We start from the raw sequence: 18057 nt of genomic DNA, 5'->3' as shown, positions 1-18057 counted from the left end.
GCAAACGTTTGGCTTGGCGCTGCATAAGGCTTTAATACTGCACATGAAGACGTATGCCAGCAGGAGTTTTCTTCAAATGTGATATGCAACAATTTCACCTTGGTGAAACAAAAGCGATAAAAGCGCTATGTAAATAACATCAGCACAACAAAAATAGGGATTTACAGCTCAAAGAAAAATCTGTAAGTTGCATTTAAAATACATCAATTAAAACACCTGCAACAACGAGGACATTTTTATGTTGGATAGCCAAACCATCGCCACCGTTAAATCCACTATTCCACTATTAGCGGCTACGGGGCCAAAGCTCACTGCGCACTTTTACGATCGGATGTTTGAGCACAATCCCGAGCTAAAAGAGATTTTTAATATGAGTAACCAGCGCAATGGCGATCAGCGTGAAGCGCTGTTTAACGCGATTTGTGCTTACGCCACTAATATTGAAAATCTAGCCGCGCTGCTGCCCGCCGTTGAACGCATTGCCCAGAAGCACGCCAGCTTTAATATTAAGCCAGAACAGTATCAGATCGTCGGTCATCACCTGCTGAAAACCTTAGAAGAAATGTTTAATCCGGGTGACGAAGTTATAGAGGCGTGGGGCAAAGCCTATGGGGTTTTGGCCGATGTCTTTATCCAGCGTGAATCCCAGATTTACCAGCAAAGTGAAACCACTGAGGGCGGCTGGCGTGAACTTCGACCGTTCAAAATCCTCAAGAAAGAGAAGCAAAGCGACCTAATCACCAGCTTCATTTTGGTGCCTGAAGATGGCAGCCGCGTAGCCGATTTCCAGCCGGGTCAATATTTGGCTGTTTATATTCGCCACCCAAGCCTGCCGCATCAGGAAATTCGTCAATATTCTCTAACCAATGAGCCAAACGGCGAATACTATCGTATTGCCGTGAAACGTGAAGGTCAGGGGCAAGTCTCGAATTTTATGCATGATATCGCGCAAGAAGGCGACGTGATCCAAATCGCGCCTCCGCACGGTGATTTCTTCTTAGAAGTTAAAGAAAACACGCCTGTTGCATTGATTTCTGGCGGCGTCGGCCAAACGCCAATGCTCGGCATGCTGCGCACCTTACAGGCTCGCGGCCATCAGGGCGAGATTCAGTGGCTACACGCAGCAGAAAACAGCAAGGTTCGCGCCTTTGCTGATGAAGTAAATACTATTATCTCCGCAATGCCTCAGGCTCAAAGCCACGTTTGGCTGCAAGAAACCAGCGCTGACGATCGTATTGATATCGATTTCAACTATCAGGGATTGATGGATATCACCCCACTCGCTGATAAATTGAATAACCCAGAAATGCACTACTACTTCTGCGGCCCAGTTGGATTTATGCAGCATGTCGCCAAGCAGCTACAAGCATTAGGCGTCGATGCCGACCGTATGCACTATGAGTGTTTTGGGCCACATAAGGTGGTGTGAGTTTTTTGCATCATCGAGTAATGATGTGATTATGTGATCACGGTGTAAGGTTTCGACCGCCTATCAGCACCGGTATTCACATACAAACTAAGTCGAAGGCGTCCGATAAGGGTGGGCCAGAGCGCCCACCCTTAACCCGCGCTCTTTTATCCGCAATGCCATCTCCGCGCCGGGTCGGCATGCGCCATCCATGGCGCCTCCTCCCCTCGTAGAAACATCCTGTTTCCACTGCTCTAACTGCCAAGACTTAAACAATGAAAAGACAAAAAACAAGAAAGCAGAGATAAGAAAATCTTTGTCTTGTTAATGTTAGATGGAATGCATTTTAGAGCCGCCAGCAGGGATGCTGGTGGCAGGTTGAGGGCGTACAGGATGTACGCTCCGAAACCGGTCGGCCAAACGGCTCGGTAAAAAGCGCGAGAGTCGAGAGGTTGCGCGCTGGCAACCTCTCGTCGGACGCCTACGCCAGTGGTTTCATAGAGCGCTATTTGCTAACGGGCGGACGAAAACCTTCACTGCTCTGACATAAAAAAGAAAGCAGTAACCGATCAGTCTTTCACCCCCACCCTCATCCCCATCTCCGTCACCTCCCCTTTTCCCAACAACACCAGCCCCGGTTGTCCATCCATATTGTGGGCATCGACAGGATGGCTTTGCGGTTCAAGGCAGATAAACGGTTCATCAGGCATTTGAAACAGCATCAGGTAGGACGCAGAGCTGCGTAACGATATCGTCGGCTGATTCGGCGTCGCTAAATGTGCCACACCGTTCCATCCCGAATAGCCGTGATTCATCCACGCATTATCCGGCACTTTCGTGCGGGTGAAATCCAGCGCCGCTGGCACATTGCCCTGCCATGCTAAAGGCAAATGCAGTTCGCCCTCCGGCCAATAGCCGGAAGAGAAAAACTGAATTTGTGTCCGCGGGGTTTTCACAAAAAAAGGATGAAAACCTACCCCATACAGCATGGGTTCTGCGCCACAGTGACGTAACGTGAGATGCGCGCTAAGCCCCTCGTCCGTGAGCCGATAAACCAAACTCGCCGAATAATCAAAACCACAGCTATGTTGCACACGCAGCCCGAGTGTAATGTGTGTGCAGCTCAAATCTTGCAGCTGCCAGCGCTGTAGCCAGCCATCTCCGTGTAAAAAGAATTGGTTATCCAAGGCGCTGTCTGGCAAGCAAATTTCACGTCCGGCTAAGCAAAAGCGATTATCCCGCACTCGGTTTGCCAAAGGTAACATGGGAAACAACGCGCTTTCGCCCGGATGCCATCCCGCATCCTGCTGATAAGGGCGTAGAATGGCCGCGCCACTCCCCACGTCGTCAAAACTTAAGATTGCCGCTGACTGTGGAGTCACCCGCAGCCGAAACCGCGGGTTTGAGAGGGTATAAATATCCATCATGCTTGTTTCACGCTGGGTTCAACGGGTTTGGTGCTGCCCGCCAGTTGATGTTCTAGCGCTTCAAGGGTAACGCCTTTGGTTTCAGGCACGCTGCGTAATACAAACACAAACCCGAGCGCACAGATAATGCCGTAAAGTAGGAAGCTTCCCGATGCCCCTAAATTCGCATTTAACAGCGGGAAAGTGTAAGTCAGTAAGAAACAGGCAATCCACAGCGCTAGAGTCCCGACTGACATCGCCATACCACGCACGCGGTTAGGGAAGATTTCAGACAGCAATACCCACGTGACCGGTGCAAGGGTCAGGGCGTAAATCGCAATCGCGGCAAGCACCAGCAGCAAAACCGGTAACCCCATAATGCCCAGCGCATAGGCACCGGCAATCAGCACGTAAATAATGGTTAGGCCAGCCGCTCCCAGCAGCATTAATTTGCGACGCCCCAGCTTATCCACCAGCGGTAAAGCGATGATGGTGAAGATCAGGTTAATCAGCCCCGTCGCCACTATCGATTTAAGCGTGCTGTTGATATCAAAACCGGCCGACGCAAAGATCTCCTGCGCATAGTTAAAGATCACGTTGATCCCACACCATTGCTGGAAAACCGCCAGTACGATCCCAATCACGATAATGGGCCTGACGCGTGGATTCAGGAGTTCACTTGCCGCCACTTTTTGCGTATTTTCACCGAGCGTTGCACGAATATCCGCCATCGTTTCTCGCGCATATTCTGCACTACCAATACGTCGCAGCATGCGCTCCGCTTTGTCTTGTTTACCTGCTTTCGCCAACCAGCGCGGGGAATCGGGTACTAAGAACATCAGGAGTAAAAACAGCACCGCCGGAAGCAACTCAGCGCCAAACATCCAGCGCCAGCCAACTTGTCCATTCCAGCTTTGCACGATGTCTTGCATGGTTGCTGAGCTGGCAACGGGTTCAGCGATCATCAGGTTAACCAACTGAGCGGCCAAAACGCCAATAACGATGGTCAGCTGGTTAATGGCTACAAATTTTCCCCGTTTTTCAGCCGGACTTACCTCAGCGATATACATTGGGCTCAGCGCTGAAGCAAGACCAATGCCTACGCCGCCAACGATGCGGTAAAACACGAACCAGTCAAAGTGCGTTGCTACCGCCGTTCCCCACGCAGAGGCAGAGAATAGAATGGCTGATATGATCAGCGGCAGCTTGCGACCAAAACGATCGGCGCACCAGCCAGAAATCAGGGCACCAAAAACACAGCCCGCCAATGCGGAGCTCATCGCCCATCCTGACTGAGCCGGATCGGTGATCCCAAAATAGGCTTCATAGAAGGGTTTGGCACCGCCAATCACTACCCAGTCATAGCCAAAAAGTAACCCGCCACAGGCAGCGACCAGACATATCATCCAGACGTAAGACATATTGAGATGGTTCTGCGTGTTTTTCATTTTTTCACCTTATTTTAACCTTGTAGGATAGAGGCTTACGCAGTCATGAAAATGTGGGCCACAACCGTGGCCCGTTGTGGCTTAGTGATTAAAAATGCCGTGTTGTACTGCTAGACGTAACAAATGCGCTTTATCATGAGCAGGGTTACGTTTTAACAACTCATCGGTGAGGCGTATAAAGCTCACTTCATCGCCCAGCCCTAAATGCCCCAATGCTTCAACCCACAAGCAGTGATGGCTATGCTGCTCCTGCGCCGATGCATCCAGCACAATCAGATCGGGCAGAGAAACAGCAAAGAAATCAGGTTCAGATAAATCATGCCTATGCTGCTTGGCCCAATCGATCATGGATTGGAACTGCTGCTGAGCCTGCTCTCTTTCACCTAAACGCGCGGCTGCCATCGCTTGGTAAAACAGATAATCAACCGGCTGATCGTTGTAGTAGCGCCCGGCACTCAGCGCAGAACCGCCCTGAAGTGCGTGTTGTAACGCAGATTGAGACTGCTCTTTTTCGCCCATTTTCTCGGCGCAGATAGCCATTAAGAACCAAATATCATTGTCACTTTGTCCGACCAAACGCCCCTCACCGAGATTGGAGGGATAGCTGAGCGACTGACGTAGCACGTCATAGGCTTCGGCGTAATGACGCTCCTGCATCAAAGCCAGCGCACGGCGCTGATGGTTAATCAAAAATTGCCCCGTGACTTTGCCTTCACCTCCCTCCCATGGGTGGAATTGGCGACGCCATAGAATTTCAGCGGCCGCATCTACTTTGTGATGAATGTGATAGAGGCTGAGCAGCTCGGCGGTGAGATCGTCGCGTTTAAGCGCCACATCACGGCGATCGTCCAACAGTTGCAGGCGCTGTGCGGTTGGAACCGCCGTTAGTTTTTGCAGATAGCTGAATTCAAACAGCAAACGTGGATTTTCAGGCTCAAGGTCCAGCGCGCGCTGGAAATACTCTGCGGCTTGATCCAAATTGCCCTGCTTGTTAAACGCATAAATCCCCAGCACGCGGTGTAGCGCAGCAAAATCTGGTAGCTGCCGTAACGCAAACAGCCAACAAGATTCGGCGCGGGCATAGCTACGCTTGCTGTAGAAGAAACAGCCCAGTAGATATTGAGCAAACCCGTATTGAGGGAGGCGTTGCAGAACCGCAATATCATCTAAGGTGTTAGGGAAGCGGACTTTAAGCGCAAAGTTTTCACGCGCTAGCTGCAAACAGTGGCTTCGCTCGCTTGCGTCCTGAGTTAATGCCGCACGATACAGCAGCGGGAGCGATTCTTGATTGTTCAGAAGCTTTAGGAGCACTAAGGCCTCTTTTTCTCGGCCTAATCCCATCAACCATCCTGCTAATACGCAGGCGTTCACTCCTCGCGCTCCCGCAACCTGAGTCAATGCACTCGCGTCACCGTTTAAAACAGACTGCGCATACAGCAGGACATAGCTCAGCGGATAGTGAGCCAGTTGGGAAGCGACATATTCCAGCGCCTGTTGGCGCTCTCCCAACTGCTGTAAAACCAGCGCTTTCAGCCCCATGGCTAAATTGTTTGCAGCGTTGAAGTTCAGGCTCTGATTGATAAACGTCAGGGCTTGTTCCGCGTCGCCTTTGCGTAACGCTAAGCGTGCCAGAGCATAAAACGCCGCATCACGGCAATTTCCACTCCACGTGGCTTTGAAATAGTCATCATAGGCTTCGGTTTCTTGTCCTAGTTTTTCACGAGCAGAACCCAGCAGCATGCTTGCTTGACCGCACTGCGGATTTTTATTCCAGCGCTGCGCGCGTTGCAGAGCGGTATTGGCATAGCTTGCCGCTTGCTCAAAATCAGCACGGTTAAATTCCAGCGTTGCCAGCGCAACGTTGCAGCGATAATCGAGAGGATCGATATCCAATGCACGGCGGTAATAATCAAAGGCAGAACGGCTGGCGTGGAGATATTGCTCAAGATGCTGGCCGATAAAATAGAGCTCGTCGGTATTGGTGATTTTCTCTGGTTTTTGCGGCGCGGTCGCCGCCTGTGGCAGCGGGGTTTCTTCAGGAATGTGCTCGAGATAGCTGATAATTTCGCGGCCATCGCGATCCACCAGCGAAAGCGTTAAACGCTGTGGCGAACAATCGGGCAACGCGTGCAGCCATGCTTGCGCCGGTTGAAGAGAAATCGGCTGGCGGAAAATTTCTTCGCCTTCGCCTTTCACCACCAGCGACACCTCATTCAGCGGAACAATGGCGTATAGCCCAAGCTGTAATGCTCCGTTAGTACGTTCTAGCTTAATCGCGGCCTGCGTGTTGGCATTCTGTAGGGTTCCGAGCTGGCTGTATGGCAAAAAGTTCTGCACAAACACCTTCTCTTCGTAAGGCGCAAGCCAGGTGAAGTCCGGCTGGTTATCGGTGAATACGCCCGTCATCAGCTCAATGTAAGGGCCGTTGTGATCGGTTAAGTTGCGATCCCACGCAAGCCCAAAATCACAGTTGCCCCACGTCCACTGTTTTTTGCCTGGAGAAACGTGGTGATCGGCAATATGCAGCAGGCCGCCTTGCTCGCCATGATGGTATGCGCCAACAAAATCATAATCTGACTTATCCGCCATATATGACGTTGGCACGGGAATATTCTTGTAGCGGGAAATATCAACGCCAGCGGAGTAATCCACTTTGTAGTAGGTGCCGGTGGCAATAGGGAAAGCCGAAACATCACGCTTGCCGTGATCATATACCGCCGTGACATCGGGCGGGAACACGCTTTGATGATCGTCGCCGCCTTTCACCGCGGGATTGGCCCACCACAGGAAATGACGCGGCGTAGCGTTGCCGTTGAAAACTTTGCCCTTAATTTCGATCAACGCTTTTTGTGGATACAGCGTAAAACCGGTCATGACCTGCAAACCGCGCATCGGCTCAACTTCCCCCAGCCAAACCGTTTTGCTGCCGTCATCCTGCTGGCTAATCGTCACATCCACCGGCATAAACGTCGTTGGGCGGTGGTGCTGCGGCCAGTTAAATTCAATTCCGCCGGAGATCCATGGCCCAACCAATCCCACCAGCGCGGGCTTAATCACTTCGTTGTAGTAGACAAAATCACGCTGCATCACTTTGTCGTAGGCACGATGAATTCGGCCTCCCAGCTCGGGTAGCAACATGACGCGAATAAAATCGTTTTCTAGCCATACGGCCAGATATTCGCGATCTTCACATTCACCGGTTAACGTATCGATGACGCCATAGGGATAAACCGCGCCAGACGATCCTTGGTAAACCCGCGTTTCTAAAAACATCGGGTTGGGATCTTCCGCTCCGGTGCGATAGGTCGGTAAGGTCACTCTTTCTTGCCAAACTTTGACGTCGCCGTACATTTCCGTATCTCCAGTAAAAAAATGACAGTGAACTGATGTATGTTTGCAGTGTATGTGAGCGATTCTTTTCCGTTGTGAGCAACGCTCACGCAATACAGTTAACGGAGTTAAGTGAAATGTTTGATCTGGGATTGAATAATCAGCGGGTGCGCCATCTCAACAAGCGGATACTGCTGGCGTTGATCTATCGCTATAAGCACGCCAGCAAATCAATGCTGGCGCAGCACACTGGGCTATCGATTCCGGCGATTGGCAAAATACTGGAAGAACTGCTTGATGAAGGAAAAATAGAGCATTCAGATCGCATGCTCAGCAACCGTGGATTAAGCGGTGGGAGCTATCAAATCCCGGCCGGTAATGCTCTTATTCTATGCATGAACGTAACGCCAAACTGTATTGAGAGCCAGCTGGTTAACAGCCAAATTTTGCCCTTAGGTGAATATCAATTTACGGCCGTTTCAGCTCCTCATCCTCAAGACCTGCTGACAGCCATCGAGCAGGTCTATTATCAGCAGAGAAAGCTTTACCCACAGCGCACGATCCAGTTAGCACTGGCCATTCACGGTCAGGTCGATCCTGTCACCGGCGTTTCACAAAATATGCCGCAGGCACCGTGGAAAGAGCATATTGAGATGAAGTATCTGTTGGAGGAAAAGCTGAAAACGCGCGTTTTACTCGACAATGACTGCGTAATGCTGGCGTTGGCGGAGAAATGGCAAAATACGGACAATCAGCAGGATTTTTGCGTCATCAACGTGGATTATGGGATCGGTTCGTCATTTGTGATTAACCAGCAGATTTATCGCGGCAGCTTATACGGCAGCGGACAAATTGGGCATACCATCGTGAATCCCGACGGCGTGGCCTGCGACTGCGGCCGCTACGGCTGTTTAGAAACCGTCGCCTCACTTTCTGCGCTAAAAAAACGTGCGCGCATTTGGCTGAAATCTCAGCCACACAACAGCATTCAAACTGATTGGGACTCACTCAGCAGTAAACAGCTTATCGAGCGTTATCATCAAGGCGATCTGCAGGTGCAATCATGGGTGGATAGTGCGGCAAGCGCCATTGGCCTTAGCCTGTATAACTTCCTGAATATTTTGAATATCAATCGGATCTATTTCTACGGCCGCAGCTGTGCGTTTGGCGATCGTTGGCTCAGTGCCATTATGCGCCAAACGGGGTTTAATCCTTTTGATCCCGCAGATCCGAATATGACAAACGCCACGCGCATTGGCTTTGGCCAGCTGACTCGGCCACAGCAAATTATGGGAATTGGCTATTTGTATGCGGAGAAGGCGCTGGAGGGAGTTTGAACGTCTGCGCTAGTTTAATTTTTCTTATTTTATCGATTCCCTCCCCTTCAAAGGGGAGGGTTATCGCGCATTAGGCCAATACTACTTCTTAATTTCAGCCCGCACTTTACCTACCTGTTCAGCCGTCACAGGTGCCGCTTTATTTCCCCAGCTACCACGCAGGTAACTCATTAAATCAGCGGCCTCTTGGTCATTCAGCGCCCAACCATAGCCCGGCATTCCATAAGACATATGCTGTTGCGTGACCGGCGTTTGTGCGCCGTCCAACACCACGCGGATAAGCGTTTGCGGATTATCCGCATTCACCGTGAGATTCCCAGCCAAACGCGGGATGGTGAAATCAACGCCCTCGCCTTTCGGGGTATGGCAGGTGGAACAATAGCGGGCATAAGTTTGAGCGCCAGATAGCATCGCACCCGCCGCTGGTTTAATTGGTTTCGCATCACTCGGTAACGCTTCCAAGCTGAGCAGATAAGTGGCAATACCGTTTAAATCGCTGTCTGTCAGATATTGCGAGCTGTGCGTAACCACTTCACCCATCGGGCCACTGAGCGCGGCATGACGGCTGCGGCCGGTCTTGAGCAGTGCCACTAAATCATCTTTGCTGACGTTTAGACCGCGCAAAGAAGGCGCATACCAACCATCCAGCTCTGCACCGTTCAAGAAACGCAGCTCGGCCTGATCCATACCCTGTTCCTGCATCGCCCAACCGCGCGGCGTATGGCAGGCACCACAATGCCCAGCGCCTTGAACCAAATAAGCACCGCGATTCCATTCATCGCCTTTTTCCGTCTGTGGCTGGTAGATACCCTCTTGTAAGAACAATGAATTCCAGATGCCTAAAGGCCAACGCATAGAGAGCGGCCATGGAATATCGCTCTTTTTATTTTCAACCGCCTGCGGCTTCACTTCGGTCATCAGGTAGTCATACAGCGCCCGCATATCTTCAGGCGTCATTTTGGCATAAGAGGTGTACGGCATGGCGGGGTAAAGATGATGACCATCTTTTGCCACGCCCTTACGCATCGCTTTGTCAAAATCATCAAAGCTGTAGCTACCAATGCCGTATTTTTTGTCTGGCGTAATATTGGTGGCATAAATATCGCCCAACGGCGTTGCGAAGCGCATCCCCCCCGCCAGCGCTTGTCCTTCGGGAGAGGTATGGCAGGCCGAGCAGTCGCCCGCTTTGGCCACGTATTCACCGGCCGACATTGCACTTGCGCCCGCGCTGGTGGCTAACAACGTTAAAATCAGTAACGGTTTCATGCGCTCTCCTTGTTCATCGCGGTTAGCTCATTCACCGCTCTCCACGCCTGATCAACCGCAGAGTTGGCGTATGGGCTCCAATCTGAATCCGAGTTGGCGATGGTGATGCGCCCTATCGGCTGGCGTGCGGTATGAATAATTTGCTCGGCTTCTTTTTCATCATCGAACAACCCGTTCAAGAAATAAGAGTAGCCGTGCGACCAGCGGTTAACCGTAATGGCTTGAATATCACGCTGATGGTCGAAGCCTGCCTCGCCGAACATGCCCTGTAGCTGCTCTCGGATCATTTTTTCATGCACTTCAAACGGCGTGCCTAAGAGCAACGCACGTCCTTTACGCGACTGTTCACGCGGGCTTAGACCGCTGCCCGGCAGCGTGGGGACATACACCATATGCAGCCCGATCGGTTGGTTAGGATCGCGTGGATGCTGGTAGCCGCCCATGTTGACCGGATAATCTAGCTTCACGCGGCTATAAGGCGCGGCGGGAGAATAGATTTCATGCACCCCAAGTTTTACGAATGGCTGCCAGTTGCGGATCACCACTTTCGAATACACCAGCGGCGATTTCACGTTTTCTTTCAGCGCAGCGGCCTGCGTTTCAGGCATTTCCGGTACGAGATATGGGATCATCATGTTGTATCCCGCCATCACCACCTGCCCGGCACGAACACGATGCAGTTTGTCCCCCGTCAGATACGTCACGTCCACGGCAGGTTTGCCCTGCTCATTCACGTTCGCGACATGGACACCGGTGCTGTTTAAACGCAGCCGAACGGGAGAATCTGGTTTATCTAACTGGCTGTAATCAAACTTCGCTAACACGATACTTTCCATCGTGTCTCCGGGTGCAACGGCCGGAATTAAATGACGTACCATCAGGCGAGCTAAACCCGCATTGCCATCTGGGAAGTGGAAAATATAGGGCTCGTCGAGATCGGCCAATGACTCGGCGTCTAGCGGAGGCAAATTCATACCATCTAGCCCAGGCAATGCGCAGATACGGGCATCGCTGCACGATGTGGCGTCAATGCCAACCGCTTGGAAATCGTTGGTGCGCTGCTGGAAATAGCGGATCGCCATTTCGCTGAGGCCCACTTTTTCTCGTAAAAATTGGCTGTAGCTATGGCTGTCTAACCAAGCCACTTTTTCATCGGTATTGAGTTCAGGCAGATAATCTTTTTGTTCCGTGTGTAGCGCGATCAGCGCCTGACGATCGGATTCGGCTAGCGGGAAATCACTGATGAACGCGGTGATGTCTCGGCCGTTTAAGCGGTCAGGGGCAATATCATCGGCAACCGCTCGTCCGGGATCGCCGTTAACAATTTTATCAACGCCAAAGTTTTTGCGATCGAAATAGACGCCACGGCTCAGTTTCATATCAGGATAGAAATTCTGATCGAAATCTTTCGCCATCTGTTCAATATCAACGTTGAGAGTTTTCAGCAACCCCATTGCGACGGGGCTAAAGTTAGTGCGCGGCGATTGGAAAGATTCACTGCCGCCGTAGCCGAGTATCGTTTTGCCTTCAACGTTGAATTCGTTGCGCTTGGCGTGCCCGCCAAAATCATCATGGTTATCGAGCAACAGAATGCGCTGCTTTTTGCCATGCAGCTGTTGCCAAAAACAGGCCGCCGCTAAGCCGCTGATCCCCGCACCGACTACCACCAGATCAAACCGATCTTCAATCGGCGCGCTTTTAGGATCGAAATGTTTGCCTTCACGCCCTAGTAAATGAGCCGCTTCAAACGATCCCGGATGGTTGCCGCGTAAACCAGTCAAGGTCGGCGGATAGTAAAGGCTTTGGGTTAAAGCCTGAGGAGATGCTCGAAGTGCCTGCCACGGTGTTAATCCCGCTGCAATGGTAATTGCCATCCCATTGAGAAAGTCACGTCTTGTGATGCTCATAATGCTTCCCAGTTTTATTTTAAGATTTGAAATCGAAGGAAAATCACAATTATTTTACATGATGACAACGTATAGGTCAGCCACCAAATATTCTCAGGTTAAATATTGATATGACCTCATCCGGCCCTCCCCTTCGTAGGGGAGGACGCAGAGTCACGTTTAGGATGAATTTAGCGCTTAAACGATATCTCCCCAAAAGCGGAAGACATGAAGGGGGAAACTGATTACCCGTGATTAATCATCACATGGCGCACCACGGTGTAATCCTCTAGGCCAAACATCGACATATCCTTGCCGTAGCCTGAGAGTTTTTGCCCACCGTGTGGCATTTCACTCACCAGCATAAAGTGGGTATTCACCCATGTGCAGCCGTATTGCAAGCGTGCGCTCATGCGGTGAGCACGGCCCACATCACGCGTCCATACGGAGGAGGCTAAGCCATAGTTGGAGTCATTCGCCCAACCCAAGACCTGCGCTTCATCGTCAAACGGTGTGATGGTGATGACTGGCCCAAACACCTCTTTTTGCACGATTTCGTCGTCTTGTTTGGCGCCCGCTAAAATGGTTGGCTGGAAGTAGAAACCAGGACCATTGACGCGCGAACCACCGGTAGCCACCGTGATATGCGGCAGCGCTTTGGCGCGTTCAACAAAACCTTCTACGCGCTGCAGGTGCTGCTCGGTGATTAATGGCCCTAGCTCGGTGCTTTCATCGCCTGGATTCCCCATATCAAGCGTAGAAACCGTCTGCGCTAGCGCATCCACCACTTTTTGATAGATTGATTTCTGCACATACAAGCGACAAGCCGCTGTACAGTCTTGACCGGCGTTATAGAAACCAAAAATGCGAATGCCTTCGACCACTTTTTCCACATCGGCATCATCAAACACGATAACCGGCGCTTTGCCGCCCAACTCCATGTGTGTGCGTTTAATGGTAGACGCTGTGTGCTCAATAATATGCGCCCCCGTGCCGATAGAGCCGGTAAGGGAAACCATGCGCACTTTTGGGTGGCCTGTTAGCACGTCACCTACGTCTTTACCCAAACCGAACAGAACGTTAACGACGCCCGCTGGGAACAAATCGGCCAGCGTTTGGCACAGGTGGAAAGCGGTCAGCGGCGTTTGTTCCGATGGTTTCAGCACCACGGTATTGCCTGCCGCCAGCGCGGGTGCTAATTTCCACGCCGCCATCATCAACGGGTAGTTCCACGGTGCGATCGACGCGATCACGCCAACCGGATCGCGGCGGATCATCGAGGTGTGATCCGGCAGATACTCACCGGCAACGGGGCCGCTTAAGCAGCGGGTCGCACCGGCAAAGAAGCGGAATACGTCGGCAATCGCAGGGATCTCATCTTCCAATACGCGCTGATAGGGCTTACCGCAGTTTTGTGATTCCAGCTTCGCCAGCACTTCGCCCTGCTGCTCAATCACATCCGCGACCTGCAACAGCAGCGCGGCACGCTCTTTCGGCGTCGTTTGTCCCCATTCGGTGAACGCTTTGTCTGCCGCATTCACCGCCTCCTCAACCTGCGCGGCACTTGCCTGTGCAATATGTGCAATAACCTCCCCCGTGGCGGGATTGTACACAGGCAGTGCAGAACCTTGACCTTCGACCAAACGCCCGTTAATCAGCAGTTGTGTATGCATTGTTTTATCCTTCATTAAGAGAGGTGGCAGCGCAGCGCTGCCGGTTGTTAGTGAATCACTTAGCAATCTGAGCACCCTTTTCCCCCACCCAACCTCCCCCTTCTCAGGGGGAGGAGCAGACCTAGCTCGTAATAATCACCGTGAAAAGCTCGGCTCACTCCCCTGCCAAGGGGAGGGTTGGGGGGGCATGCATCTTTTATTTACCCGCCCCTTCGACATCTTCTGAGCTTTTCGTCAGGTAATACGCGCCTAAGATTGGGATCGCCGTCAGGCACATCACGCACAGCGCAACCACGTTCGTCACAGGTACATCACGCGGGCGGTTAAGCTGATTTAGCAGCCACAGCGGCAAGGTGCGCTCATGGCCTGCGGTGAAGGTGGTGACGATAATTTCATCAAATGACAGAGCGAACGCCAGCATTCCGCCCGCCAGCATGGCGGATGCCAGACTCGGTAGCATCACGTGACGGAAGGTTTGCCAGCCATCCGCGCCCAAATCCATTGAGGCTTCAATCAAGCTGTGCGACGTGCGGCGGAAACGGGCAATAACGTTATTGAATACAATCACCACACAGAAAGTGGCGTGACCAATCACAATCGTCATCATCCCCGGTTCCATGTTGAGCGTTTTAAACGCCGAGAGCAGCGCGATACCCGTGACGATGCCGGGTAACGCAATCGGTAACAGGATCAGAAAGCTGATGGTCTGCTTACCAAAAAACTCGCGGCGATACAGCGCAGCCGCCGCCAACGTGCCAAGAATGAGCGCGATGGTGGTTGCCATTGCGGCGATTTGCACCGAGAGCCATAGGGCATCCCAAACATCCTGCCGCCCCGCTGCAACCTCAAACCAGTGCAGAGTGAAGCCTTTTGGCGGGAAGCTGAACGCCGAGTCCTCGGTGTTAAAGGCATAGGCGGCAATAATTAAAATCGGGAAGTGTAAAAACACTAAGCCACCCCACGCGGCGATTTTGAGTCCCCACGGTGCAGCGTTGAGATCAGAGCGCATCGAAAGCCCCCAAACGTTTCACGATGGTTAGATAGATAGCAATCAGCACGATAGGCACCAGCGTAAAGGCCGCGGCCATCGGCATATTGCCAATCGCCCCTTGCTGGGCATAGACCATGCTACCGATGAAGTAACCGGGAGGCCCCACCAGCTGTGGCACAATGAAATCACCTAGCGTGAGGGAGAAGGTAAAAATCGATCCTGCGGCAATGCCAGGAATCGCCAAGGGCAGCACGATATGACGGAAGGTTTGAACCGGACGCGCACCGAGATCCGCTGAGGCTTGTAACAGCGTTGGCGGCAAGCGCTCCAGCGCAGCCTGAATCGGCAAAATCATGAACGGCAGCCAGATGTAAACAAACACCATGAAGCGCCCAAGGCCTGACGTTGACAGCGTACTGCCGCCAATATCTGGGATCCCCAGCACCCACGCCAGCACCGGCTCTAATCCCATGTAGTGCAGGAACCATTGCGCAACACCGTCTTTCGCTAACAGCAGCGTCCACGCATACACTTTGACGATATAGCTGGCCCACATCGGCATCATAATGGCGATGTAGAAGAAGGCTTTGCTACGGCCGCTGGTGTAACGTGCCATGTAGTACGCGATGGGAAACGCCAGCAATCCACAGGCCAGAGAAACCAGAATCGCCATCGTTAGCGTGCGCACAATGATGTCGTAATTCGATGGGTTGAACAGCGCCTTGAGGTTGTCGAGCGTGAAATCCGGCGTCACCGTCATGGTGAAATCATCAAAGGTATATGCCCCCTGCCACAGCAAGGTGAACAATGACCCTAGATAAATCACTCCAAACCACAGCAGCGGCGGCGTGAGTAACAGCAGTAAATAGAGCGTCGGGCGGCGGTATAAAAACGTTGAGAACCGGCGCGCCGGACGGTTACGAACTTCGGTGTAGTCCATGCCCATCTCCATCTCAGCGATCTCCCGCCAGCGCCACCATCGCATTCCTTTCCCAGCACAGGCGAACCGGTTCACCGGTATTCCGCACCGGCTGTAAAAGCTGCTCTTGCGTATTGCCCTGACTCACGAACAAACGCACACCGTTGTCGATCATCACTTCATAGCGCGTTGCAGCCCCTTGGTAATGGACGTCGCGTAAAACGCCCTGAACGTGGATCTCTTCTGGCTTCGCCACATCACGCGCAAAACGAATGTGTTCTGGGCGGATCGAGAAGATCCCCGGCTGCCCGAGCAGAGTTTCTGCCGATGGGCCACGAATAACGTTTGAAGTGCCGACGAATTCGGCAACGAAGGCCGTTTCCGGCTGCATATAAAGCTTCTGCGGCGTATCGACCTGTTCAATCCGTCCTTTACTAAATACCGCCACGCGATCGGACATCGACAGCGCTTCGCTTTGATCGTGGGTGACAAAAATGAAGGTGATCCCCAGTTGACGTTGGAGCTTTTTCAGCTCGGTTTGCATCTGCTCACGCAGTTTGAGATCGAGCGCGCCAAGCGGTTCATCCAGCAGCAAAACGCGTGGACGGTTCACCAGCGCACGCGCCAAAGCCACACGCTGACGCTGACCACCGGAGAGTTGGGAAGGTTTACGCTCACCATAATCGGCCAGCGCAACACTATTAAGCGCTTCACGAGCACGGCTCAGGCGATCATTTTTAGCGACGCCTTTCACCATCAGCCCGTAGGCAATATTCTCCAGCACGCTCATATGGGGAAATAGCGCGTAATCCTGAAATACGGTGTTCACATCACGCTGGTAAGGCGGCAGCCCAGCAGCCTCTTGACCTTGGATACGAATAGAACCGCTTGTTGGCTGCTCAAAGCCCGCAATCAAACGCAAACAGGTGGTTTTTCCCGAACCTGAAGGCCCGAGCAGAGAGAAAAACTCCCCCTCTTTAATCGTCAACGAAACGCGATCGACCGCATGAACGTCGCCGTAGAGTTTGGATACATCAATTAATTCAACAGAGCCGCTCATTTTTATGTTCTCCGACAAAACTTTAACAGCGTCCCCCTCCCAGCCTCCCCCTTAACAGGGGGAGGAGCACATCGAACGCGCATATAAATACCGCGCGATTCGGTGACCTTCGTTAAGAAGGTTTCAGAAGAGATAACAATGAATTATCTGCCACCCATGATGGCGATATAGTCCTGCGTCCAACGGCTATACGGCACACACTGGCCTTGGCTTTCACACTTGGCCTGCGGTGTTTTCCAGAAGGCAATTTTGTCGAAGAATTTATATCCGTTCGCTTCGCAACCGTTGCCACCTAATAAGGTGCTGGCTTTACAGCCTTCCGGTACGGCTGGCAGAGATCCAAACCATGCGGCGACGTCACCTTGAACTTTTGGTGTGAGCTGCCAGTTCATCCACTTGTAGGCGCAGGTCAGATGCTTAGCCTGTGCATGAACCATGGTGGTGTCCGCCCAGCCTGTCGCGCCCTCTTTCGGGAATACCGCATTGATTGGCTGGCCTTCGTTTTTCAGGCTGTTAGCTTGGAATGGCCATGAACTACCGGCAGCGACACCTTCGTTTTTGAAGTCGCTCATCTGTACGGAAGCATCGTGCCAATAACGGTGAATCAACGGATGTTGAGTGCGAAGTAAATCGAGCACAGCCTGATACTGGGTTTCGTTCAGCTCATACGGATCTTTGATCCCTAGCTCAGGCTTGGCGGTTTTTAAGTAGAGCGCGGCATCGGCGATATAGATTGGGCCGTCATAGGCCTGTACACGCCCTTTGTTGCTTTTACCATCCGGCAGATTTTGTGGTTCGAAGATCACGCCCCACGTATCAGGCGCTTTTGGGAATACTTTGGTGTTGTACATCAGCAGGTTTGGCCCCCACTGATACGGGGTGCCGTACACTTCGCCTTTAACGGTGTACCACGGGCCGTTAACCATTCGAGGATCGAGGTTTTTCCAGTTCGGAATTAAAGCAGGATTGATCGGCTGAACGCGTTTGCCATAAATCAGGCGCAATGAGGCATCGCCGGACGCGGTGACCAAGTCATAGCCGCCTTTGGCCATCAGGCTAACCATCTCATCGGAGGTAGCTGCCGTTTTGATATTAACTTTGCAGCCGGTGTCTTTTTCAAACTGGGTCACCCAGTCATAGTTTTTATCGCTTTGACCACGTTCGATATAACCTGGCCATGTAATGATATCGAGCTGCCCTTCAGCCGGGCCGAGCTTTTGCGGTAGTCCATCGGCCTGAGCGGTTGCAATCCCACCCAGTCCGCTGATACAGAGCGCCGAAAGCGCCGTGATAACTGTATTTTTCATTGCTATCCCCTGTCTGTGTCGTGTTG

The 18057-nt window shown here is 52.2% G+C and carries 12 protein-coding genes; 2 read left to right on the top strand and 10 right to left on the bottom strand.

Annotated elements, in window-relative coordinates; genetic code table 11:
• Positions 1-238 precede the first annotated feature (238 nt).
• Entirely contained in the window at positions 239-1429 is a 1191-nt protein-coding gene (gene hmpA / locus U0008_RS04285) for an NO-inducible flavohemoprotein (RefSeq protein WP_025800409.1), read from the top strand.
• 548 nt (positions 1430-1977) lie between these two features.
• Here hmpA and U0008_RS04280 read toward each other — a convergent pair.
• The 3 genes from U0008_RS04280 to U0008_RS04270 form a co-directional block, all read right to left on the bottom strand.
• Positions 1978-2835 carry an aldose 1-epimerase gene (locus tag U0008_RS04280; protein WP_193065674.1) on the bottom strand — a complete coding sequence of 286 codons (858 nt, stop codon included), beginning with the start codon at positions 2833-2835 and terminating at the stop codon, positions 1978-1980.
• On the bottom strand, positions 2832-4262 hold the full coding sequence (locus U0008_RS04275) for a sugar porter family MFS transporter (protein WP_043491204.1): 1431 nt from the start codon (positions 4260-4262) through the stop codon (positions 2832-2834). The genes U0008_RS04280 and U0008_RS04275 overlap by 4 nt, the downstream gene beginning before the upstream one ends.
• Before the next feature lie 81 nt (positions 4263-4343).
• Entirely contained in the window at positions 4344-7613 is a 3270-nt protein-coding gene (locus U0008_RS04270; protein WP_043491202.1) for a DUF5107 domain-containing protein, read from the bottom strand.
• Between the two features lie 116 nt (positions 7614-7729).
• Here U0008_RS04270 and U0008_RS04265 point away from each other — a divergent pair, with 116 nt between their 5' ends.
• Positions 7730-8929, top strand: coding sequence for an ROK family protein (locus U0008_RS04265; protein ID WP_043491200.1), 1200 nt, complete (start codon positions 7730-7732; stop codon positions 8927-8929).
• A gap of 81 nt (positions 8930-9010) precedes the next feature.
• Here the strand turns inward: U0008_RS04265 and U0008_RS04260 are convergent, their stop codons facing one another.
• The 7 genes from U0008_RS04260 to ydcS form a co-directional block, all read right to left on the bottom strand.
• Positions 9011-10195, bottom strand: a complete 1185-nt coding sequence (locus U0008_RS04260; RefSeq protein ID WP_043491196.1) for a cytochrome c — start codon at positions 10193-10195, stop codon at positions 9011-9013.
• Entirely contained in the window at positions 10192-12102 is a 1911-nt protein-coding gene (locus U0008_RS04255; RefSeq protein WP_043491194.1) for an NAD(P)/FAD-dependent oxidoreductase, read from the bottom strand. The genes U0008_RS04260 and U0008_RS04255 overlap by 4 nt, the downstream gene beginning before the upstream one ends.
• A 224-nt stretch (positions 12103-12326) precedes the next feature.
• The gene (gene patD / locus U0008_RS04250; RefSeq protein WP_025800402.1) at positions 12327-13754 is read right to left on the bottom strand and encodes an aminobutyraldehyde dehydrogenase; all 1428 of its coding nucleotides are present in this window, start codon (positions 13752-13754) and stop codon (positions 12327-12329) included.
• A gap of 196 nt (positions 13755-13950) precedes the next feature.
• Entirely contained in the window at positions 13951-14763 is an 813-nt protein-coding gene (locus U0008_RS04245) for an ABC transporter permease (protein ID WP_040047057.1), read from the bottom strand.
• Complete coding sequence (locus U0008_RS04240) at positions 14753-15685, bottom strand: ABC transporter permease (RefSeq protein ID WP_369828313.1); 933 nt, start codon at positions 15683-15685, stop codon at positions 14753-14755. Before U0008_RS04240 ends, U0008_RS04245 begins: the two co-directional genes overlap by 11 nt.
• Positions 15686-15698: 13 nt before the next feature.
• Positions 15699-16724 (bottom strand): ABC transporter ATP-binding protein, encoded by a 1026-nt coding sequence (locus U0008_RS04235; protein ID WP_043491190.1) that lies wholly within the window; start codon positions 16722-16724, stop codon positions 15699-15701.
• A gap of 143 nt (positions 16725-16867) precedes the next feature.
• The gene (gene ydcS / locus U0008_RS04230; protein WP_043491187.1) at positions 16868-18031 is read right to left on the bottom strand and encodes a putative ABC transporter substrate-binding protein YdcS; all 1164 of its coding nucleotides are present in this window, start codon (positions 18029-18031) and stop codon (positions 16868-16870) included.
• Positions 18032-18057: the final 26 nt, after the last annotated feature.

This window comes from Hafnia alvei (assembly GCF_034424155.1).
In the GTDB taxonomy this organism is placed as follows: domain Bacteria; phylum Pseudomonadota; class Gammaproteobacteria; order Enterobacterales; family Enterobacteriaceae; genus Hafnia; species Hafnia alvei.
Note: the sequence above shows the minus strand (reverse complement) of the source record. Positions and strands in the feature narration are given on the sequence as shown.